We start from the raw sequence: 23,665 nt of genomic DNA, 5'->3' as shown, positions 1-23,665 counted from the left end.
CAACAAGTGAAAAGATAGCTATTTTCATGATTCAGGTTACTGCCAACGTTTGAGCTATGTTGCGTTTATGCACTATAGCTTTTGTTAGGGGTAGGAATTATTTTTCTTGTAAATTTTTAATATTCGTTCTGGAGCTCTGTAATAATTAGTTCTGGATTTTCCACCGAGTACCTAAATCTTATAGAATCTCCTTCACCTAAATTATTAGGATTCTTTGTCCACCCGCCTGAGTACTTATACTTTTTACCTTTAATTATGTATTCTACATCCAAGCTATGACCTTTATAAGACTTCACATCAGTAATTATTCCTTTTGAATACTCATAGTTTCTATTAACTGTATCAACAATATATTTCCGGTTTTCATCAGATTCTTTCATTAACCAATATAATGCACCAATAATTACTGCAAAAATTATTAAGAGGGTAATAACACTTTGTGCTTTTTGGCTCATAAAGAAACTAAAGGTATATGCTATTTTAAGGTTTAATTCTGGATGGTTTATCGTTTAATATTATCATGCTTACCCCTAACGTTTTTGGCTATGCGGCTGCACCGCTGCCGTATAGTTTGGGTTATGCTGGGTTATTTTTTAGAGGTTAAATTAATTGTTCTTATTTTCTGGTATTTCTCATAGTATTCTCCAAACCCAATATTCACCATCTTATCAAAACATTCCTCCTTAAAACCATTCTTCATTAATCTAATAAATACCAAAGTGTCGCCAGTATCCTTATTAATTCCTATATACTGCCTTTTATATTTTAAGCCATATTTCCTCTCCTGCTCTAAAAGAATTGCTTCAGCTCGTTGTACTTGGTTCGTTTTTGGGGTAAATCTTCTTTCTTCTGTTGTTATAGTAGGTTTATATTCTTTCGGAAAAATAAAGCCCTCGTAATGCCGGCCTTTGATATAATATGATGTATCGGAAGCAAAATTATTTAAATCTAAGCACTCCATCCGAGGCTTATTGCTTGCGCATCCAAATACTACTGAAAGACTTAGAAAGAAAATATTTTTTTTAACTATTTCCATTTATATAGTTCAGCATAACGTTTCGGCTATGGCACGTTTTAATGTGCTTTAATTTTTGTTATAGGTATGCCCATTTTTATTGGAATAAATTAATTAGTGATTCACCTATTACCAATCTAAAGAAATACAAACCTGTAATTATTATTCCAGTTAATAGATAAGATTTGGCTTTACTAAGGTTGTCCCTTTTAACATTCGTTTTAAGTCTACCGAAAGTTATTATCAGCACAACAATTAAAGCAGCCCAATTAAGAATAAATGTATTTAAGGGTAAACTTGCTATTCGTGCTGCTGATTCTCCTTCTCCAAAAGAAAACCAGTAAAATATTGGAATTATAAGGATATATAAACTTGAACACAATAGGAATGACAATACTAATATTAACAAAAAATGTATTAATGGTGTCTTGGCATTTAATATTTCCCTGACAGTTTGTACCATTTACTTTATTAACTCTACGGGTTACCTATAACGGACCGCTGCTAAAAAGCGCGAAGTGGTTTTTAGCTGGTGTTAGCGGAAGGAGTTTTTAGATGTTTTCAAATTTTTCTTCCACATTGGCAAGCACTTCACAATCGCAAAACCCGCCATTTTCTTCCAACCAAGCAATTACGTTTTCTTGCTCAATACCCTTTGAGCCTAAATATGATTTTGTTATAAAAAGTGTATCATCACAGCCTTCTTGTTCAAGCTGTTCATCAAGGAAAGTAAAGAGTTCTTTAAACTGGCCAGCAGAAATAGGTAAATTATTGAGGAATTTTTCTTTTTCATTCCTCATCACTTCCGCTTTTAACTGCTTCTGTCTTTCTTTTTCTTCGTTCGTCTTCATTTTAATACTTTGCTCTGACCGCTAACGGACTTAGCTAAACGACGGGTGAGGCTGTCGGCCGAAGGCTGACGTTTAGGTGTTGTTACCCGCAGTTGTTTTTAGTTTTTATTTGAATTCCTATTTTTTGGCCTGTTTTCTGGAAATCAAGCCAAAAACGCAATTAATTAATTCTCTTACCCTTTCTCACAACTCCTATTTTGTCGAATTCCATTATTTTGCTAAAGTCCGCGTTTGCCAGCGCTGGGTCAAATTCTTCTATGGCTTCCATTATTTTTGAAATTGCTGTATTCTTCTCAATCAAAGCAGAGTTTCGTCTGTCGGTGATGAAATAGATTGCGCTTTCTTCAAAGAAGGAGTCGATAAGTTCAGTTGCTTTTTCCTTTTTGAATTCATCATCCGCACCCACATAAATCCACTCGCTATCTTCGTGCATTTCCCATTCTATTTCATTAGAGTAATGCTGGTAAGAAATATAGATGTTCTTTGAGTCCATTTCTGAATTTATCAATTGCGGGTAACGATAAAGTCTATGGTTCGTTGGAAAGGCTTTTGCTTTGAGCATTAGCCTTCTAAAATGAACTATAGGCGGTGTTGGGCGGGGTAGTTCTTCTTTTTTTAGGTAAGGTATCTGATTTTTAAAAGAAGAACTACCCTTTAGAGTAGGAAAAATTTACCTATTAAAATATTCTTCCCGGTGGGGTTAAAAGCTTTATAAATTTAGCGACTTTCCCCAGCGGGGTTTTCATAAAAATGAGAAGAATAAATAAAATGGCCGGTGATTCCTTTTATCCGGGGATAAGCGGAGTCACCGGCTCCTCTATTTTTATAAAACACAAACCAAAGGCTGGGCCTAAAAATAAAACAACCCGTAGCTAAACTTTTTTTTAGTAAAGGCAATAACTATAAAATCTCATTCGTTTAAACCAGGTATTGTTATTCTAACAAATACCAAAGCCGGTAAAAGACCTTTCTTAAAAGCGGTTTTAAGCCAATCTTTTTTCGGCTTTTAGTTCTTTATCCTGCCGATAAAGACTGGTTTAAACTCCTTCCTTTTTTTTATAGTTATGGCTGATTCTTAGCCGTTTAGCTACTCCTTTCCAGCCTAAATTTTTCCTATTCCGTCCAACTATTATGTAAACGCACCACTGGCGTTTATATCGCCTATCTCAATAAGTGGTGTAATTATATAACTAATTGATTATATTATATTTAAAATTTGACGTATTTTCCCATACTTCAAAAAAGGTACGTTTATATAATTTCAGGTTGTGCGCCTCCATCACTACATCCGGGGGGTGATTACCTTTAACAATTATAATAATGGCCGGTATCTCAGGTTAAAATATAATAAAATTACTATAAATAACTAATTATAACAAAACAAGCTTAATGCAAAGAATATACCTCGCGACCGGAGACCGGCGGGAATCATCACCAGCACTGGAGATAGCTTTAAATGAAGCGCACCGAAAATTTTTTGGTATGATGGAGCATCCATCCCGGGCAGAGCCGAAAGAAGGAAACGGAGCGTCTTTATTTTAGATCGCCCAGCAATTTATTTACCCCTTTTTGTACGGTTTTTTGAAGTTGGGCCTCCTGGCGCGGGATTACGGCCTCCGCTACTCCTTCCCAAACCATGGCATTGTTAGCGGCATCTACCAGGTCTACTGTCACGGTTCCTTCCCGGTAACGGCCTACTTCTACTTCCTGGCTTTTCCAGGAATAGCGGCGTTGTCCAACGTACCTAGGAGCCTCCCGAAAAGTTGTTTCGCGGGTTTGTACCTTTTCGGTCGTAACAATGCCAATATTTACGAGTAAATCCGGATTGGTGGGGGAGTGGGTTAAGCCTTTAGCCGTTAACGCCTGCTGAATCGCAGTTTTCAGAATATTAATCCGGTTGTTATAAGCCGGGTCCGATGTTTCGGAGTCGGAGGTGATTTCGTAAAAGTTAAAAGTCTTATAGTTGGCTAAAGCAAACCCCGGCGCTGCCTCCGATTTCGCTATCCGGACGGCCGGTGTACACGCTACCAAAAACAAAAAGCACAATAATATAATTTTAATATTTTTCATTGCTATCCATTCTATTTACCGCTGCACCTGGGATGTACAGGTTAAATAATTAAACGGAAGCAGCTGGGTTTTGGGTTTTATCGGCCGGGTTACACAATAGTCAGCAACCGGTTACGCACCAGCAGACAGGCGCCAATTACACCCGCACGCTCCCGTAATTTCGACATTTTTAGCTGGGTAGAATTATTTAATAAACTTAACGAATATTTATTGATAGCGCTCCGGATGGGAAGCCGGATGTAATCTTCGGTAGCGGCCAGGCTGCCCCCCAGTATTACGAGTTCGGGGTTAAATAAATTAATGAGCAGGGCAATGCCGCGGCCGAGTTTTTCCCCGATTTTGCCAATCAATTCAATGGCCATTACATCGTCGTTGTTGGCGGCATTAATAATATCTTCCAGTTGTACATCTTCGGGGTGGGTTTTTTTACGGCTGATGACGGTAGAATAACCTTCCATCATTTTTTCGCGCATCAGCCGGGTGAGGGCTGCACCCGAGGCTTCGGTTTCGAGGCAGCCTTTTTTACCACAGTGGCACAATATTTCGTTATCGAAAAGTGGAATATGACCAAACTCGCCGGAGAAACCCGATTTGCCGTAGTATAGCTGCCCGTTTATTAAAATACCCAACCCAATACCGTGATCCATGTTCAGGAACAGGACGTCTTTTTCGCCGGACAAATTGCCCGAATTAAACTCGCCGTAAGCCATGGCGCGCGAATCGTTTTCGAGATAAACCCTTATGCCGACTTTCGATTCTATTATTTTACTCAACGGCTCTTCGTTGAAATAAAAATAGCTGTAGCTGTAGCCGGTGGCATAATTTATGCGGCCGCTCAGGTTTAAGCCAATGCCTAATATTTTATCTTTCGCTACCGGCAACTCATCTATAAAGTTATTTATTAAATGGCAGAGTTCTTCCAGCGATTGGCGGTCGTTGTTTAGCCGGTAAGCTATTTTTTCCGAGTATTTAATCAAATCTTTTTGCAGGTTGGAGAGGCCAATATTTAGGTGGTATTTTTTCACATCTACCCCAATAAAAAAGCCTGATTCGGGCGCCAGCCCGTACAGGTTGGCCCGGCGACCACCCGTAGAATCAACCTTGCCATGGTCCTGCACGAGTCCGTCGCTGATTAAATCGTTGAGCAAGCTGGTTACCTTGGGGGCGCTCAGGTTAAGCTCTTTGCTCAGGTCGGCAATGGTGGTGTTGCCGGTATTGGCAAAGTAAGAAATAATCAGCTTTTTCTGGTTCAGGTTTTTATAAGCTACCCCGCCTGCGGTTTCGGTGTTGAGCTCTTCGAAAAACGTTTTATGCATAAAATAATGGCTTCTGGCTGCCGGCGTAAATAAGGGCTTTTACGGGAGTTCTTCTTAAAAAAGATTTTTATTGGTCTTAATCGGGATTAATGCTAACAAATTTAGAGCATTCGCAAAAGATAAATATTTGCTTTAATCCTGGCCATAGCCGCGTGTTTTCACCCTTAACTTACCGGTGAAAACGCGCGACAATAGCCGTTTGGCAATCGTTCTCTGAATATTCCGGCTTCAAATTCCGCTTCTGCTTTCATTTTGGGGGTGCTTTAATTGGCTTTTTGGTTACCAGCCTGGCATTTTAAATCAAAATCAATGTCGGCTTCAAAAGTCCGGTTCCAGGGCAATACAAAGGTCAGGTTAGCCGGGGTGGTGCAATTAATATTCTTTTGCCGGCTGGTGGCAGGTCGGTTATAATAATATGTTACCACCTGATTTAAGTGGTCCTGCAATAATTTGGTACCGAAGGTTTCGGCCTGCTGGGTTGCCTGGTCGCTCAGGTAATTAGAGCTGGCTTTTTGCTGGTTTAAATATTTATTTGTCTGGGCTCTCACCAGGTTGTGGTAATAATAATCGTCGAGGACCCGGTGCAGGGTAAACCAGTTCTGCGCCGTCCAGATACGATCCGCAATCTGAGGTTTGTTCAGTAATTTGGTTTGGGCCAGGTTAAAAACAACGCCCTGCGGCAGGGCCGTGCCAATGGTGTTGCCGGCTGTATTCCAGGAAGCATAACCATTCAGTTCCGGGAAAAGATAAAGTTTCTCCAGCGCTTTCGTAAAATCCGTGTCGCCGCCCTGCACATCACCTTTGGGATCCACATCGGCTACAATTACCCGTTTGCCCAGTTTAACTTTCTGCCCGATTTCATTCGCGAAACTTTCAGCTTTTCCTTTTTCAAATCGGTCGGCGAAAACGTAAAAAAGCAAATCTGCTTCCTGCTCGGTTGCTACCTCGCGGGAGCCGGTAGCTTTAATGTGGTAGCTCACAGTTTGGTGCAACGGTTTATCCTCGAAGGGCATGGTGATTTTACGCGTTTCTTCGGAAGCATAAACCGCTTTTATCTTGGGTGATGTCCCGTAAAATTTATTCAACGCGCGCGCCAGCAGCAACATCGAAACTTCGTCGGCACCGGGCTGCACGGCAATTTTTTCGGTCAGGCCCAACCGTTTGCTTTCCGCAATCAGTTTTTCGCGGTCGGCTACGTGAATGCCACGGGGCTTGGCATCGTCCTGCGACAGAATCAGGTAATCTATTACGCCGGTTCTTACCAGTTCAATTGCTTTTAAGTTGGTTTTCAGGTTGCGCTCCCGGGCCTGCTTGTAATCGGCCAGCCCTTCGGCCGGAATCTCGCTTTCTAGCTGGACCGTGCGGGCTTTAGCTGACGCCTCTGTTCCGACCGAAATTTCGGCCCATTCGGCTAGTTTTTCGCTGTAAGTTTTGTTTTTAACCGTTGCCGTAGGTGCCAGCCGCATAACTACATTCTGGCCGTAAACCAGCAACTTCGGAGCCCGTAATTTTAAAGTTTTCAGGACTTCCAGCCGCTTTAAAGCAGTTTCGGATGGAACCTGGTGTACCCGCGAACCAACCAGCCCGCCGTAAGCCAGCATATCCAGCGCAATAATAGCGGCATCGTAGCTTTTTAAATCTTGCTGCTGTAACCAGGAAATTATTTTATCGGATTGCCCGGCGGTTGTGTACCGGCCCAGCAACTCTTTGGGAGGTGATGTGACCTGCGCATCGCCTATTAAACCCATACGCTCGGTAAACTGCAGACAGGGTGGCCGGTCGTCTAAGGGAATGAATAATATTTTGGCGCTGTAACCGGGTTTTACCTGCGCGCTGCCTACTAATGGCAGTAAGAACAGAAGAAGTAAAAGGGCACGAATTTGTTTCATAGGTTATTTGTATCCGGGTTTAATAATCAAGTCGGTAAGTAATGGAACTGGTTTGGGTCAGCAATATTTCTTAGCACAAGAATTAACCCTGCCAAGTTTATAGTTTGTTATCTTTCTCGGGGAGAAATTCCGGTATCTTTATCGCTCTTCCCGAAGAAAGTGCGCGAATAGGTACTGGCTCTTAATAATAAATTTTAACCAAATTCAATCCGAGTATAAGTATAGTAATTTTCTGAATCGGAGATTTAAGTTTTTAAAAATTTTTACAAAGTTTAATGTATTTGTGAACCAGGTAGTAAAAGTTTAAGGATATGAGAAGCGTAATAACAATATTTTAAAGAGTTAAAATAGCTTTTGAATATTTGAGAATATAGAATATCTCTATTGATACTAAAACTTAAAAAATATTTTACAAAAGTTTTGCTAATTATTAATAATAATCATTACTTCCGGATGTAAATGTTGTTCCTTTCGTTCGGTCAGAAATATTTTCCAGTCGAGCAAATTGTCCGTCTTATCTTTAATCAGTTTCGGTACCTAGTTCATAAACCATTACAATGGATTTAAGAGATTACACAAATCTTTATAAAGAGAATTTACTGCAGGATGTTATTCCGTTCTGGCTAAAGCACTCCCGCGATGACCAGTTTGGCGGCTACTTAACCTGCCTGGACCAGGAAGGAAAAGTTTTTGATACCGATAAATTTATCTGGCTACAGGGGCGGCAGGTGTGGTGCTTTGCCATGCTATATAATAAAGTAGAGCAAAAGCAGGAATGGCTCAATTTTGCTATTCAGGGGGCCGAGTTTCTGAAGGCCCACGGCAAAGATGCGGAAGGTAACTGGTATTTCTCGCTGACCCGCGCAGGCCAGCCGCTGGTGCAGCCCTATAATATTTTCTCGGATTGTTTTGCTGCCATGGCTTTTGGCCAACTTTACCAGGCAACCAATAATAAAGCGTATGGGCAACTGGCTGTCGATACTTTTCATAATATTCTGCGCCGGCAAAACAACCCCAAAGGTATTTACGCTAAAGCTTTTCCGGGTACGCGCCCGCTGCAAGGTTTTTCTTTGCCCATGATTTTGTGTAACCTGGTGCTGGAAATGGAGCATCTGCTGGATGCCGAACTGGTTGACTCTACGATTGCGCACGGCATTAAAACCGTGATGGAGGTATTTTACCAGCCCGATTTGGGCATTGTGCTGGAAAATGTAACGCCCGAAGGTGCCTTTTCCGATTCTTTCGAGGGACGTTTAGTGAATCCGGGCCACGGCCTCGAAGCCATGTGGTTTATCATGGATTTAGCAACCCGCAAAAACGACCAGGAACTTATTAAGAAAGCGGTGGATATTTCTTTGCAGTTACTGGAATACGGCTGGGATAAGCAACACGGGGGTATTTTTTATTTCCTGGATGTAAAAGGCTATCCGCCGCAACAATTGGAGTGGGATCAGAAATTATGGTGGGTCCACATCGAAACCATTATTACCTTATTAAAAGGTTACCTACATACCGGCGACGAACGGTGCTGGCAGTGGTTTGAGAAAGTGCACCAGTATACCTGGCAGCATTTTCCGGACCCGGAAAACGGTGAGTGGTTTGGCTACCTGAACCGGCAGGGCGAAGTATTATTGCCTTTAAAAGGCGGCAAGTGGAAAGGGTGTTTTCACGTGCCCCGCGGCTTATATCAAGGCTGGAAAACCCTGGAAGCCATTGCCCAGAAATATCCGAGTTTAACCCTACAGGAGAAGTAATATGGCAAATGCTCCGCTGCAACCGGTAGTGCTGACCGAATCCGGTAACCAACAGAAAGCAAATTACACGCTGGCTCTGGTAACGCTGGCAGTGTTATATTTCATGAACGGGTTCATCACCTGCCTGAACGATACGCTGGTGCCTTTCTTTAAAAAAGGATTTACCTTAACCTACGCGCAATCGTCGCTGGTGCAGTTTTACTTTTTTCTTACTTATGGTTTGATGTCCTTTCCGGCCGGAAAAATTGTAGAGCGGATTGGTTATAAAAAAGGTATGGTACTGGGCTTTGCCATTGCAGCGGTGGGCGCTACTTTATTTTTGCCGGCTTCCTGGCTGCACCTGTACGGGTTGTTTTTAGCGGCTTTATTTATTCTGGCTATTGGCATTGTGGTGCTGCAGGTAGCGTCTAACCCTTATATTACCATTCTGGGGCCGGCGCGCACGGCTTCGTCGCGGTTAACCTTAATTCAGGCGGTAGGTTCTATTGGCACCACGGCGGCCCCGCTGTTTGGCGCGCATTATATTTTATCCCGCTTGTCCGAATCAGCCTCGTCGAGCGAAGCGTTGCGCGTTCCGTACGTGGGTATTGCCCTGGTGTTGCTGGCCATTGCGGCCGTGGTGTATAAACTGAAATTGCCGGAAGTTACCGCCGCCGCCCCAACAACTGTTAATTCCTCCACGAAAGGACCAACAAGTGTTTTCTCTTTCCGCAACCTGAATTTTGGGGCATGGGCCATTTTTGCCTATGTAGGGGCCGAAGTTTCGATTGGTACCTTCCTGACTAATTACATTGCCGATACGCTGCAGGTGTCGGAAAGCCAGGCCAATAGTTACGTGGCTTTCTATTGGGGCAGTATGCTGGTGGGACGCTTGATAGGAGCCTATTTGCTTAAGGTTTTACGGCCGGCGAGTGTGCTGAATGCCTGTGCCCTGGTAGCCATTTTGCTGGTGCTGGTTTCGGTCAGTACCACGGGTAAGCTGGCTATCTGGTCAATGATTGCCGTCGGGTTTTGCAACTCCGTGATGTTTGCCATTATTTTTTCTTTATCAGTGCACGGTTTAGGCCGGTTTACTACCCAGGCTTCCGGTATTTTATCAACAGCCATTGTGGGTGGGGCGGTTATCTCGTACGCCCAGGGTTTATTAAAAGATAATGCTACCTGGGCCATTGCTTTTCTGGTACCGGTAGCCTGCTATATATATATATTATTTTTTGGCCTGAACGGGTACAAACCGAAAATGAAAGCCGGTCCGGAACAGGACTAAATAATCCGGCCTGAGTGGCGATAAATGTAATGAAAAGCCACGGAAAGCAACTTTGAATAAAGTGAGCCAAATGGCTGGCCGCCGTTAAATTAAGCTGCCATTAATGTTTTAAGCGCTATGCAGGCGCTGGTTAATATTTCATTTTCGCTTTTCCGGGAAGAAAACTGACCGGCGGTTTTCCTATTAAAACAGTACCACATAATCTTATCAACCCTATTTCATTTACCATAATCCTTTTAAAACTCACACACTATGCAAAAACTAATTACGCAAAAATGGCTTCTGGGCTGGCTGCTCGTGTTGCTGCTAACTTTTTGTCCGGACCGGTACGCCGCCGGGCAAAGTCAAACCATTAGGGGCCGGGTTACCGACAGCAAAGGCAGCGCGTTGCCCGGGGTAACGGTCCTGGTAAAAGGAACCGAAATAGGCACTGCCACCGATCCGGAAGGACGTTTTGGGATAGCAGCGCCGCAGGCCGGCTCCACTTTGGTGTTTACCTACGTGGGTTTTGAACCGCGCGAAGTAGCCGCCAGTGGTAATGGCGAGGTAAATGTAGTGTTGCAGGAATCGGCCAAAGCGCTGAGTGAAGTAGTGGTAGTGGGATACGGTACGCAGAAAAAAGTAAATGTGACGGGGGCTGTTTCGGTGGTAGACGGCGAAGCGCTTACGAAGCGGCAGGTAGCTTCTACTTCTTTGGCTTTGCAAGGTGCCGCACCGGGCGTTACGGTTACGCAGCAATCGGGGGTGCCCGGCGGCGATGCGGGCGCTATCCGGATCCGGGGCATTGGCTCTATTAACGCGGGCTCTAACCCTCTGGTGCTGGTAGATAACGTGGAAATGAGTTTGGATGCCATCGACCCGAATAATATTGAGAGTATTTCGGTGTTGAAAGATGCGGCAGCCGCGGCTATTTACGGTTCTCGGGCGGCAAACGGGGTAATATTGGTTACCACCAAGCGCGGCAAGCAAGGCATTAATGTGAGCTACAATGCTTACTTGGCCAAACAAACTCCTACCGACATGCCCGAAAAAGTAAATGCGCTGGAACACATGCGTTACTGGGATGTAGCGCAGGTTAACAGCAAATTGCCGCCGGCTTTTACCCAACAAATTGCTGCTTACGAAGCTTCCGGTCCCGATAATTTTAACCGCTTTAATACCGATTGGCAAGATCTGGTATTAACCAACAACGGGATGATGCACAACCACAACCTGAATGTTTCGGCGGGTACCGACAAAGTAAAAATATTTGCCTCCGGTACCTTCCTGGACCAAAACGGCCTCACCGCCAATACCGATTACCAGCGCACCGATTTACGGTTTAACACCGATGTGGCGGTAACCAAAAAGTTATCGGCTTCTATGGATTTGGTTTTGAACCGGTCTAACCGGCTGTGGCCGGGCCAATCTAACCCAACGGCCATTATCCGGTACATGCTGGGCTTACCGGCCATTGTGCCGGGCCGCTATAATTCGGGGGAATGGGGTGAAGGCTGGTCTAATGCCAACCCGGCAGCGCAGGCCGAAGACGGAGGTTTTAACCGCAGCATTACCGATTCCCGGATTATCAAAGGAACCTTAACCTACAAACCAACGGATGGCCTGGAATTATTGGCTACTTACAGTTCTAACTTTTATACCGGGCACCAGAAACTTTTTACGAACCAGTACCAGATTTACAATGCCGAGCCCAGCAACAATACCCTGGTATTTGCCCGGCCCTGGCCAGCTTTAAACTCGCTCACCGAAAACACATCCGAAAATTACCAGAATTTATTCCGGGCGCAGGCTACTTTTACCAAAGCGCTGGACAAACATAATTTCACGGTGCTGGGCGGTTTTAGTACCGAAGATTTCCGTTCGACGAATATTAATGTGTCGCGGCAGAATTTATTATCGCCCGATCGGCCTTACCTCGACAGCGGCGACCCGACCGGCCAGACGATTAGCGGCGGCGAAAACCGCTACGCCATGGTTTCGGCTTACGGCCGGTTAAACTATAACTTCGATGAGAAATATTTACTGGAGTTAAATGGCCGCTGGGATGCCTCCTCGCGTTTCCGCGAAAATAACTGGTGGGCTTTGTTCCCCAGCTTATCGGTGGGCTGGCGACTGTCGCAGGAAAATTTCTGGGGCGGCCTCAGCAATATCGTAAACGATGCCAAAATACGGGCTTCTTACGGGGCTTTGGGTAACCAGGCCATTGCCCGGAGCGGCGCCCAGGATTATTATCCTACCTATTCTTTGTTCCAATCGGGTTCAGCTTATAACTATTATTTCAACAACGCCATTAATGCCGGTTATGCCTTAACCGTAGCGGCCAACCCTGATATTAAATGGGAAACCTCTAAAGTATTGGATATTGGTACCGACCTGGCTTTCCTGAATAACCGCTTAACCGTAACTGCCGATTATTTCCGCCGCGATATTGTGGATATGCTACAGGTAGTGCCGATTCCGAACTACGTGGGCCTGACCGCGCCCTTCGTAAATGTGGGTACCATGCGCAACACCGGTTGGGAGTTAGGTGCCGGCTGGCGCGATAAAGTAAACGACTTCAATTACCAGGTGCAACTGAACCTGTCGGATGTTCAAAACGAAATTATTAACAATGGCGGCACCGACCAGATCAGCGGCTCTAAAATCACCCGCGAAGGTCATCCTTATAACTCTTACTACGGCTATATTGCCGATGGCTTGTTTCAGAGCGATGAAGAAGTAAAAGAATTTAATGCCCTGGATGGGAACGCGGCTACCCCTTACCTGGCTGCCAACACCGCTGCCGGCGATATTAAATACCGCGATGTGAGCGGGCCGGACGGAACACCCGATGGTAAAATTGATGACAAGGACCGGGTAATATTAGGCAATAATTTCCCCCGCCTCGAATACAGTTTGAACCTGGCCGCTCAATATAAAGGCTTGGACCTGACGGCTTTCTTCCAGGGCGTAGGCAAGCGCGATAATTATTTGTCCGGTACCGGTTCGCAGCCTTTTTACTCGGCCAGTTTCCAGGGTACCATGTTTAAATACCAGGAAGATTTCTGGAGCCCCGAGAATAAAGGAGCCGCCTATCCGCGCCTCACCAACAACAGTATCCCGAATAATTATTACGCCTCTTCTTACTGGATTAAATCCAGCGCTTATCTCCGCCTGAAAAACGTGGTATTGGGCTATACTTTACCGGCCAGCGTTACGGACAAGATTAAGCTGAAGTCCGCCCGGGTGTATGTAAGCGGCCAGAACCTGGTTACCTGGGATAAATTCTTCCCCGGCTTCGACCCTGAGCAGATTGATACGGGTGGCGAGTTCTACCCGATTATGCGGACCTATACACTTGGCGTAAATATTAATTTATAAGCAGATGAAAAAGAAAATATTATATATAACCGCTTTCTGCCTGGCGCTGAATTTATTGCCGGGTTGTAAAGAATACCTGTCCGAAGCGCCCCTGGATGCCCCCGCCACCGGCGAGTTTTTTAACAACGAAACCGAAATGAACGGCGGCCTGAATGCCGTTTATAAATCGGTTTACTGGAACACCGGTAACACGGCTTACCAGTCGATGATGGATGGCTGGACCGATATTGCCCTAATGCGGGCCGTAGATTTAGGCGAAGGCAACTTCGATACCTTTAATGGGCAGGCGGCCAGTATCTGGCGACTGGCTTATACTACTATTCAGCGGGCCAACACCATGATCGAAGGCATGGAAAAAGGGAAAGACAAAGTGACGCCGGCTAACTTTAACCGCATGCAGGCCGAAGCGCGGGTACTGCGGGCCTGGGCCTATCATTACCTGGCATTTATGTATGGTGGCGCGCCTTTAATTACCAAGCCGCTAACGCCAGGTGAATTTTATACCCAGGTGCGGGCGCCGAAAGAAGACCTGATTAAATTTATTTACGACGAATTAGATGCCGCTAGCCAGGTATTGGCCTGGGCCCCCACGCAGCGCGGCCGCGTTAGCAAAACCGTAGCCTTGGGTATAAAAGCCCGGACCGCTTTATACAATGGTGAGTACGCCCGGGCGGCCGAAAGTGCCAAACTAATTATGGATAATGCCGGCCTGGGCCTCAACCCACGGTTCCAGGATTTATTTACCAAAGCAGGCCAGGAACCCAACGCCGGTAAGGAAATTATGTGGGAGATTTTGTATTCCAATGCCGATGCGCCCAACCAGAACTGGGTACCCCTGGGCAGTATCTCCCGGGCCGCCGGTGGCCAGTCGGGCCGGTTTCCGCAGCAGCGCCTGGTAGATATGTTTGAAGCCCGCGATGGCAAACGCATCGACGAATCAGCAATTTACGACCGGAATAATCCGCGCTTGAACCGCGACCGCCGGCTGAAATATACTGTGGCCATGCCGGGCGATACCATCTCCATGAACCTGAATACCCTGGTGTATGATGTTTACAAAAATACCACTTCGTTCCGCAACGCCGATGGCACCTGGACTACCAAAGCCAATGCCGATTTTGACAATGCTTTCGGTCCGGCTAAAAGTGGGGTAGGATTGCTGCACGCCAAGTATACCCAGACCAACGAAAATGCCTTTGCCGCCTACGTAAATTTTGTTTTGATGCGCTACGCCGAAGTTCTGCTGATGTACGCCGAAGCTAAAATTGAGCAGAACCAAATAGACGCTACGGTAATCCAGGCCATTAATACGGTACGTAGAAGAGCCGGCCAGCCCGCCGTAGAAACCGCCATTCAGACCGACCAGAACGAATTACGTCAGCTTATCCGGCGCGAGCGGGTAGCTGAACTGGCCATGGAAGGTTTCCGCTGGTTCGATATCCGCCGCTGGGGAATAGCCGAAGTGGTAATGCCGCAGCAGGTGATTGGTATTCCTAAAACTCCGACTACCGTGCCGCCCATTCCTAATTTTAAACTTACCCCGGTCCACGATTTGAATAATATTCCGAACTATGCCGGGCAGGAAGCCTTACGCTTTACCCGCGAACAGCGGTTCTGGTACCCTAAACTGCAACTATTACCCGTACCGCAAGCCGAACGCGATTTAAATCCCGACTTGTCGCAAAACCCCGGCTGGCAATAAGCCGCCGCAATTATAAATAACCTACCTGTGCCGCCGCTCCTGAGCCAAGCCCACAGGTAGGTATTATTCTTTTCTGCTTATTCTGAAAACTTGATTCGATTTGATAACCACGAACAAGACCCCTTTGGAGGGGGTAGGGGGAGGATAAATATTTCAGTAGAGGTTTCATCAACAGAAAAGAGATTTAATATTAAACATTAACCAACAGTAGCTTACCATATTATTCTGTAATGAAGCGTAGAAATTTTATTCAATTATTATCGGCAAGCAGTGGCGCAGTAGCCTCGGCGGGTTTATTTAGTTTGCCCGGTACTGCACAGGCAGGCAATAGTTTTGCCCGGGAAAAAAAGCCAGGGCAGGAATATGCCGCCGATGTAGTCGTAGCCGGTGGTGGCCTGGGCGGCTGTGCGGCCGCTTTAGGTGCTTTGCGCAATAACCTGACTGTAGTCCTGACCGAAGAAACCGACTGGATTGGCGGACAAATAGCCCAGCAAGGCGTACCACCCGACGAACACATGTGGATAGAAACCCACGGCGCGACCAAACTTTACCGCGATTTCCGGACGGGCGTGCGCGAATATTATATCCGGAATTACCCTTTAACCGAAGCGGCCAGAAACCGGCAATATTTAAATCCTGGCGATGGCACTGTTTCTAAATTATGCCACGAACCCCACGTGGCCCTGGCGGTCTTGCAGAATATGCTGGCCCCGTATATCAGCGCAAAAAAATTAACCTTGCTGCTGGAGCACAAAGTGGTAAGTGCCGATGTAACCGGCGATAAGGTACGCGCCTTAAAAGCAGTTTGCCAGCGCACCGGCCAGGCAGCCGTACTCACCGCGCCTTACTTTGTAGACGCCACCGAACTAGGCGATTTATTGCCTTTAACCAACACTGAGTTTGTAACGGGTTTCGAATCGCGGCAGGAAACCGGTGAATTGCACGCCCCGGAAAAGGCCGACCCCAATAACCACCAGGCTTTTACCGTTTGCTTCGCCATGGATTATGTGCCCGGCGCCAACCACGTTATTGATAAACCCAAAGACTATAATTTCTGGCGGAATTTTACGCCCAAAATGAAAACCCCCTGGGCCGGTAAATTATTGGATCTGGATTATTCTGACCCCCGGACCCTTAAACCGAAAAACCTCGGCTTTCACCCGCTGGGCCAAAAAACCGGCGATATGCTCAACCTATGGAACTACCGCCGCATCATAAACAAAGAAAACTTCGCTCCCGGTTTTTACCCCGGCGATATTACCATTGTTAACTGGCCCCAGAACGATTATTTTTTGGGTAACCTGACAGGAGGCGATAAAGAATTTAAAAAGCACGTAGACCGCGCCAAGCAACTGAGTTTATCCTTGTTGTATTGGCTGCAGACCGAAGCACCACGGCCGAATGGTGGTTTGGGTTGGGCTGGGCTGCGTCTGCGCCCCGACCTGATGGGAACGGCCGATGGTTTGGCCAAATACCCGTATGTGAGGGAGTCGCGCCGCATTAAAGCTTTGTTTACCGTGAAAGAAGAACACGTTGGCGCTGAGAACCGGGCATTAATCACCGGTAAAAAAACGGGTAATACCGCACCGGATTTCTACGACAGCGTGGGTGTGGGTTATTACCACATCGATCTGCACCCCAGCAGCGGCGGCGATAACTACATCGATTTCGGTTCTTTGCCCTTCCAGATTCCGCTGGGTGCGCTTATTCCTAAACGCATGGAAAATCTGCTGCCGGCGAACAAAAATATTGGTACCACCCATATTACCAACGGCTGTTACCGGCTGCACCCGGTAGAGTGGAGCATCGGCGAATCGGTGGGCTTACTCGTGAGTTATGCTTTGAATAAAAAAGTAATTCCGCGGGCTGTGCGGGAGCAAAAGCCTTTACTGGAAGAGTTTCAGGGATTCATTCGGACGCAGGGCATTGAAACCCACTGGCCTAAAGTCAATTAATGTTCTTGAAAGACCTCATCCCCCAACCCCTTCTCCTGAAGGCGAAGGGGAGTTCCGTCTAAGCGTTATGCCATTACAAGTCTTTTGGTTTATTTTATGGTAAAGGTTTATTCAATCATTAATCTTGGAATACCCAAATAGAATTGTTGTGAAAAGTAATCAAAGTCCCTCTCCTTTTCAGGAGAGGGATTTAGGTGAGGTATTCATCTAAAGATAGTTATAAAAATTTCATTATTATATTTTCCGGATTAGCATGAATGCAGGCAATCTCAAATTTTCTCTCTTAACGGTATTTTTCTGTTTGTCGGTTTGGTTAAGCATGGCCAAATCCAGTCCGGGCATTATTATTTGTGCCGATGGTAAAAACGATATTGCCGCCATGCTGGAGGCAAATAATTATCCATATAAAACTTACGCCGATCCGCTGGCTGCGGTGCAGGCCGCCAAAAAAGGAAGTGGAATTTTGTTTTTAGCCGGCGGGTATCCCGCGAAAAAATTGAGCCTGCCCGAGCAGGTTTGGGAAATAGCCGCCCGGAAAAAATTGAGATTATACATCGAGTATCCGGCCGTGGCAAAACAATTACCGGTAGCCGATTCGGTTTTGCAAACCCAGTTGGAGCGCGGCATTATTACCACCAGCAAAATGAAAGGTGCCGATTCTTTGGATTTAATTGGCATTCATAACAGCTCGGTTATTAAAGCCAAAAGCAGCCAAGCTTTATTAATGGTAGGCAAAGTAGCCGGTTTCGATGTAGCCCAGTACGGCATTGCCGATGTAAAAACCTATCCCCTGTTATTTCAACATAAATACAGCCTGGTAGCCACCACCAAACTGAGCAATTCTATAACCGGCCGTTTCGGACCGGTAGATCATTTGCGGCCTGTGTGGGAACATATTTTCTCCTGGCTGGATCCGTCGGTACAATGGCAGTTTAAAAACTGGCCGCTGCAGGTAGCGCCCATGTTTAAAACAAATGAACAACTTCCGGCCAATTCTACCCAGCAGGCTATGAAAAAAGGCGTTGATTGGTTTTATAACGGCCGGTTTTTTGTGCATCCAACCTGGGAAGCCTTGTTCCTGCAACGGCAAGGCGATGGGCTGGATGTGGCGGGCCCGCCTTTGGATTTGTCTTTACCGGTGGGCGATGGTTCGTTGGGCGTGTTGGAAGGTCATTTGTCGCGCATACAAGCCGATGGCTCGCAGATTTACCGCTACTGGATGCGGGCCGACTGCAACGCCGAAGTGGCTTTTGCTTTAACCACCGTAAAAGACCCGGCCCGCCAGAACAACCAGGTAGCTGCTAATTTACTCGACTATATTTTTAAGCATTCAAACTTACGTGCGGGCAGCCGTAACGATAAAAGCAGTGTGGCTTACGGCCTGGTTGGTTGGAGCACCACGCACCCGCACGTGTATTACGGCGACGACAACGCCCGCGTCATATTAGGTGCGATGGGCGCCGCCGCCGGTTTGCAGGATAACCGCTGGAACCGTTACATTGCCGAAGCCATTCTGGCTAATTTCCGGACCACAGGTAAAACCGGTTTCCGGGGCCCACGGCTCGAAGACGATAAAATAGTTAAACAAGGCTTAAAAGCTTTGCAGGAAGGCCAGATTATTAATCCGCACCCGCATTTCGAAGCGTGGATGTGGGCTTGCTACCTGTGGTTATACGATAAAACCGGCTACAAACCTTTGCTCGACCAGGCCAAAAAAGCCATTGCTATTACCATGGAAATATACCCGGACTGGAAATGGACCAACGGCATTCAGCAGGAGCGGGCGCGGATGATATTACCGCTGGCCTGGCTGGTACGGGTAGAAGATACGCCGCAGCACCGGCAATGGCTGGCCACCGTGGCCGATCGGTTATTGCAGAATTTAGATGCTTCGGGCGCTATTCGCGAAGAATTGGGAGCGGCCGGAGCTGGTCAGTACGGGGCTACCAAGTCTAACGCAGATTACGGCAAGCACGAAGCGCCACTGATTGCTAAAAACGGCGACGAAGTAGCCGATATGCTTTATACCACCAATTTTGCTTTTTTTGCCTTAAACGAAGCCGCTGCCGCTACCAACGATAAAAAATACCGGGATGCCGTTGCTAAAATTGCCGATTTCCTGGTGCGCATACAGGTACAGAGTAAAACCCACCCGGATTTAGATGGCGCCTGGTTCCGGGCTTTTGATTATAAGCGCTGGGAGTATTGGGCCTCTAACGCCGATGCGGGTTGGGGCGCCTGGGGCACCTTAACCGGCTGGACGCAAAGCTGGATTGTCAGTACCCTGGCCATGAAAGACCAGCAGAAAAGCCTTTGGGAAATAACCAAAAATTCGGATATTAAGCAGGAGGCCCTGCCGGCCATTCAGTTAATGTTGAAAGACCCGCTACCCCTAAAAAGTAGTACGAATACCCCTAAATCCTAAAAGGAATAAGTATCGGATACATGCCGGCTTTTTTGTTTATTTTGTAAAATGAGATTAAGCTCTTTATTACTCCTGCTAATTGCGTTTTTGACCACCTGTACCTCTAAGAGCACTTTGCGTACGGGGAATGCGGGAAAACCGAACAACCGGGTTATGTTGTATAACATTCCAGCTAATCCAGGCTTGGAAAGCCAATTATCCGAACTGGCCGCTAAAGCCCGGTGGCAGCTTACCAAAGCAAATGAAGCCAATTCTTTGCAGGATGATTCTTTAGCGCAATACAGCACCCTGGTTATTCCTTTCTCGGCTATTAACGGACTTAATCATAAAGGAATAACTTCTCTAAAACGCTACCTGGAAGCCGGCGGCGGCGTAGTGGCTCTAAAAGATACGACCCTTGCCCAAAGCGGCTGGCCGTGGCTGGCCACCTGGAATAACCTGGAAGCCGGTCAGGAATTGCGGCAGGATAACGGCAATCTGCAATTATTACCCCAAGCTTTTACCGCAACCCAATTGCAGAAAGCCATTAGTTATACGTTAAATAAGCTGCCGGATTATAGTAAAGCCACTACTTTACCGGTACCCGATGCCAGCCGCTATACTTACACTGTATTAAGCCAGGGCATGGACGAACCGATGCAAATGGCCATTCTGCCTAATTACAACGTGTTATTTGTGGAACGGAAAGGTTCGGTAAAGCTGTACGATGCCGCCATCAAAGAAACCAAAACTATTGCGAACTTTGATGTATTCAGTGGCATCGAAGATGGTTTGCTGGGCGTGGCCCTCGACCCGAATTTTTCGCAAAATAACTGGGTATATTTTTACTACGCCGTGGCGGGTTCAAAAGCCATTAACCGGTTATCGCGTATGGAGCTGCGCGGAAATAATTTAATTTTAAGCTCCGAAAAAATATTGCTCGAAATTCCGATGCAACGGCAATATTGCTGCCACTCGGCTGGTTACTTGGCTTTTGGTCCTGATGGTTTGCTTTACCTGGCTACCGGCGATAACACCAACGCCGAAGAAACCGAAGGCTATATTCCCATCGACGAACGCCCCGGCCGGCAATTGGCCGATGACCAGGCAACCGCTGCTAACACCAATGATTTACGGGGTAAAATATTGCGGATTAAGCCAGAACCCGATGGCACGTATTCTATTCCGGCCGGTAATTTATTCCCGGTAGGTACGCCCAAAGCCCGCCCCGAGATTTACACCATGGGCCACCGCAACCCTTACCGCATCTCCATCGATAAGAAAAATGGCTTTTTATATTGGGGCGATATCGGGCCCGATACCAAAGTGCCCGCCTCCGAAGGAACTTTAAGTTTTGATGAAATAAACCAGGCGCGCAAACCCGGCTTTTTTGGTTGGCCTTATTTTCTGGGGCAGAACGAGGTGTTTCCGTACTACGACTACGCTACCAAAAAAATCCGGCCGATAACATTCGACCCGCAGAAACCCATCAATAATTCACCGAATAATACGGGTTTAAAGGAGTTGCCACCGGCCCAACCTGCTATGATTTGGTACGGTGATGGCGCTTCTAAAAAGTTTCCGTTGGTGGGCAAGGGCGGCCAGACCGCTATGGCTGGCCCGGTTTATTACACCGATTTATTCCCGGATGCCAAATACAAACTGTCCGAATATTACCACGGCAAGTTGTTTATTTACGATTGGGTCCGGCGCTGGTTTATGGCCGTAACCCTCGACGAAAATAAAGACTACCTGCGCATGGAGCCTTTCCTGGAGCACCTGACGTTTGTAGCGCCCACCGATATGCAGTTTGCGCCGGATGGGGGCCTATATATCCTGGAATACGGCAGCAACTGGTTTGCCAAGAACAGCGATGCGCGTTTAATCCGGGTAGAATACGCCGAAGGCAACCGCCGGCCGGTGGCTAATATTCAGGTAGATAGGTTAAACGATGCCGTTCCTTTTAATGTGAATTTATCGGCCAACGGCTCCAAAGATTACGACCCCAACGACCAGTTACAGTTTAGCTGGCGCCTGGATGGAAAAGAAATTGCGGGCGAGAAACTAAATTATACCCTCGAAAAGCCCGGCGTTTACCCCGTAACCTTAACTGTGAAAGATAACCACGGCGAAAGCAGCACGGCCACGGTACAATTAAAAGCCGGCAACGCGCCTCCCGAAATTCAGATTCAGACAGAAGCCAACCGGAGTTTTTACTGGGATAATACCAAACTCGATTATAAAATAAAGGTCAGCGATGTGGAAGATAAAAATATTGATCCGAAGCGGGTGCAAGCCTCTTTTAATTATTTGCCCCGGGGTAAAGATATTGCCGTGGCCCTTACCAGTTCGCAACCTGCTAGTTTGCAATTCCTGAAAGGGCAATATTTACTTACCAGCCTCGACTGTAAAGCCTGCCATGCGCTGGATAAAGCCTCAGTAGGGCCCAGCTATACGGCCGTAGCAACTCGTTATGCAGGTAAAGCCGGCGTTACCGAGCAGCTGGTACAGAAAATAATAAAAGGCGGCAGCGGCAATTGGGGCCAGCGCACCATGTCGGCGCACCCCGATTTACCTGTGGCGGATGCGAAGGAGATAGTAAGATATATTTTATCGTTAAAGGAAACTACTACTACGCTGCCGTTACAAGGTGCCCTGGCCTTAAAAGAACACGTTGGTAAAGGCAACGAAGGCTCCTATCTGTTATTAGCCAGCTACACCGATAACGGCGCCAACGGCATCGAACCCTTGCAGGCACGTAGTTATTTAACGTTACGCAATCCGCTGGTGCAGGTAGAAGATTATGACGAAGGCAACGTAAGGCTGGGCACCAACACCACGCAATTCTTAACCTATGCCACCAATATTCGCCACAACAGTTTTGTAAAGTTTAAAGAACTGGATTTAGCTGGGGTGAAAAGTCTGAAATACCGGGTACTAGCCAGCGGTGCCGGCGGCCAGATTGAAGTGCGATTGGGCCAGCCGGATGGTAAACTGATAAGTACATTAGCCATACCCGCGGGCAAAAATACCAACTGGCAGGAAATAACCGCGCCGCTTACCGGTTCGGAAAAAGGCCCGCAGGCAATCTGTTTTGTATTTACCAACCCCGAGAACAGGCAGCAAAATTTATTTAACCTCGATTGGATATATTTTTCTAATAAATAGTAGCTATTTCGTAGAAGCTGTTTAGTATTTATGTTGCGAGCACTTTCTATCGCCATTGGTGGAATTATCACCGCCAATCCTAAAGCCGCTGCCCGACCACTTGCTGGTGCAAATACGCAGCAAGGGCAGCGGCCTCATCCATTTGTAATATGCTAAACAGCTTCGTCTTATAACCAGCTGGTTTTCAGTTTCTTTTGGGTTGTAATATTTCTGAACTTAGCTTTTGGTGAAAGGAATAATTACCTGCCTAAATAATAAATTGCACTGGTCCGGATAACTTTCTGGTTTGCCACGCTGTTTCATTATCATGTCGAAGTTGCCGCTTGAATTTTATACCCGCCCCGATGTAGTACAAATTGCCAGACAACTCGTCGGTAAATATTTATTTACCCAGATTGATGGTGTTTTAACGGGCGGGATGATTGTGGAAACGGAAGCCTACGCCGGCGAAAATGATTTGGCTTGTCATTCGCATTCGGGTAAGCGCACGGCACGCACCGAGATTATGTACCACCGGGGCGGCGTAGCTTATACCTATCTGATATATGGCATTTATACCCTCTTTAATATTATTACCAATGTAGCCGAAAGGGCCGATGCCGTTTTAATCCGGGCCATTGAACCCACCGAAGGTATTCTGGAAATGCTGCTCCGCCGCAATCTTACCCAACCCAATCACAAACTCACCGCCGGACCTGGTTTGCTTACCCAGGCTTTGGGAATTACGACTAAACACTATGGCACCAACCTGACTGACGACTTAATCTGGCTGGAAGACCGCCAAACGGTTATTTTGGACAACCAGCTAATTGCCAGCCCGCGGGTAGGCGTTGCTTATGCCGGTGCCGATGCTTTGTTGCCGTGGCGCTTTCGCCTGAAAGGTAATAAATGGACCAGCCGGGCGAAGTGATTAC

General features: G+C 46.6%; 16 protein-coding genes. 9 read left to right on the top strand and 7 right to left on the bottom strand.

From position 1 onward, the window contains the following. Positions 1–116: 116 nt before the first annotated feature. The 4 genes from AAE02nite_RS00975 to AAE02nite_RS00960 form a co-directional block, all read right to left on the bottom strand. Positions 117–455 (bottom strand): DNA binding protein, encoded by a 339-nt coding sequence (locus tag AAE02nite_RS00975; protein WP_146894564.1) that lies wholly within the window; start codon positions 453–455, stop codon positions 117–119. Positions 456–586: 131 nt separating this feature from the next. After that, on the bottom strand, positions 587–1,036 hold the full coding sequence (locus AAE02nite_RS00970) for a hypothetical protein (protein WP_146894563.1): 450 nt from the start codon (positions 1,034–1,036) through the stop codon (positions 587–589). Between the two features lie 530 nt (positions 1,037–1,566). Then, entirely contained in the window at positions 1,567–1,866 is a 300-nt protein-coding gene (locus tag AAE02nite_RS00965) for a DUF2695 domain-containing protein (RefSeq protein WP_146894562.1), read from the bottom strand. Between the two features lie 160 nt (positions 1,867–2,026). Then, positions 2,027–2,428 (bottom strand): hypothetical protein, encoded by a 402-nt coding sequence (locus AAE02nite_RS00960; protein ID WP_146894561.1) that lies wholly within the window; start codon positions 2,426–2,428, stop codon positions 2,027–2,029. Between the two features lie 827 nt (positions 2,429–3,255). Between AAE02nite_RS00960 and AAE02nite_RS26160 the strand changes: the two genes are divergently transcribed. After that, positions 3,256–3,408 (top strand): hypothetical protein, encoded by a 153-nt coding sequence (locus tag AAE02nite_RS26160; RefSeq protein WP_170252496.1) that lies wholly within the window; start codon positions 3,256–3,258, stop codon positions 3,406–3,408. Here the strand turns inward: AAE02nite_RS26160 and AAE02nite_RS00955 are convergent. From AAE02nite_RS00955 to AAE02nite_RS00945, 3 genes are all read right to left on the bottom strand, one after another. Further along, positions 3,400–3,936 carry a DUF4136 domain-containing protein gene (locus AAE02nite_RS00955; protein WP_146894560.1) on the bottom strand — a complete coding sequence of 179 codons (537 nt, stop codon included), beginning with the start codon at positions 3,934–3,936 and terminating at the stop codon, positions 3,400–3,402. The two genes, AAE02nite_RS26160 and AAE02nite_RS00955, sit on opposite strands and share 9 nt — an antisense overlap. Positions 3,937–4,025: 89 nt before the next feature. Then, positions 4,026–5,252, bottom strand: coding sequence for an ROK family transcriptional regulator (locus AAE02nite_RS00950; RefSeq protein WP_146894559.1), 1,227 nt, complete (start codon positions 5,250–5,252; stop codon positions 4,026–4,028). Positions 5,253–5,515: 263 nt separating this feature from the next. Then, the gene (locus tag AAE02nite_RS00945; RefSeq protein ID WP_146894558.1) at positions 5,516–7,141 is read right to left on the bottom strand and encodes a DUF4127 family protein; all 1,626 of its coding nucleotides are present in this window, start codon (positions 7,139–7,141) and stop codon (positions 5,516–5,518) included. 557 nt (positions 7,142–7,698) lie between these two features. On the opposite strand from AAE02nite_RS00945, the gene AAE02nite_RS00940 reads away from it, so the two are divergent. From AAE02nite_RS00940 to AAE02nite_RS00905, 8 genes are all read left to right on the top strand, one after another. Beyond that, a complete protein-coding gene (locus AAE02nite_RS00940) occupies positions 7,699–8,895 on the top strand; it encodes a n-acyl-d-glucosamine 2-epimerase (protein ID WP_146894557.1) in 1,197 nt (398 codons plus the stop codon). 1 nt (position 8,896) lies between these two features. Further along, positions 8,897–10,162 carry a sugar MFS transporter gene (locus AAE02nite_RS00935; RefSeq protein WP_146894556.1) on the top strand — a complete coding sequence of 422 codons (1,266 nt, stop codon included), beginning with the start codon at positions 8,897–8,899 and terminating at the stop codon, positions 10,160–10,162. 252 nt (positions 10,163–10,414) lie between these two features. Beyond that, positions 10,415–13,522 (top strand): SusC/RagA family TonB-linked outer membrane protein, encoded by a 3,108-nt coding sequence (locus AAE02nite_RS00930; RefSeq protein ID WP_146894555.1) that lies wholly within the window; start codon positions 10,415–10,417, stop codon positions 13,520–13,522. 4 nt (positions 13,523–13,526) lie between these two features. Continuing rightward, positions 13,527–15,224 (top strand): RagB/SusD family nutrient uptake outer membrane protein, encoded by a 1,698-nt coding sequence (locus tag AAE02nite_RS00925; RefSeq protein ID WP_146894554.1) that lies wholly within the window; start codon positions 13,527–13,529, stop codon positions 15,222–15,224. A 230-nt stretch (positions 15,225–15,454) separates the two neighbouring features. Next, on the top strand, positions 15,455–17,179 hold the full coding sequence (locus AAE02nite_RS00920) for an FAD-dependent oxidoreductase (RefSeq protein WP_146894553.1): 1,725 nt from the start codon (positions 15,455–15,457) through the stop codon (positions 17,177–17,179). Positions 17,180–17,432: 253 nt separating this feature from the next. Continuing rightward, entirely contained in the window at positions 17,433–19,604 is a 2,172-nt protein-coding gene (locus tag AAE02nite_RS00915) for a hypothetical protein (protein WP_174761892.1), read from the top strand. Between the two features lie 153 nt (positions 19,605–19,757). Next, positions 19,758–22,751: a PQQ-dependent sugar dehydrogenase gene (locus AAE02nite_RS00910; protein WP_170252495.1), complete on the top strand. Its 2,994-nt coding sequence runs from the start codon at positions 19,758–19,760 to the stop codon at positions 22,749–22,751. A 307-nt stretch (positions 22,752–23,058) separates the two neighbouring features. After that, positions 23,059–23,661: a DNA-3-methyladenine glycosylase gene (locus tag AAE02nite_RS00905; protein ID WP_146894551.1), complete on the top strand. Its 603-nt coding sequence runs from the start codon at positions 23,059–23,061 to the stop codon at positions 23,659–23,661. Positions 23,662–23,665: the final 4 nt, after the last annotated feature.

This window comes from Adhaeribacter aerolatus, assembly GCF_007991635.1.
In the GTDB taxonomy this organism is placed as follows: domain Bacteria; phylum Bacteroidota; class Bacteroidia; order Cytophagales; family Hymenobacteraceae; genus Adhaeribacter; species Adhaeribacter aerolatus.
This window is presented reverse-complemented; position numbering and strand designations above follow the sequence as displayed.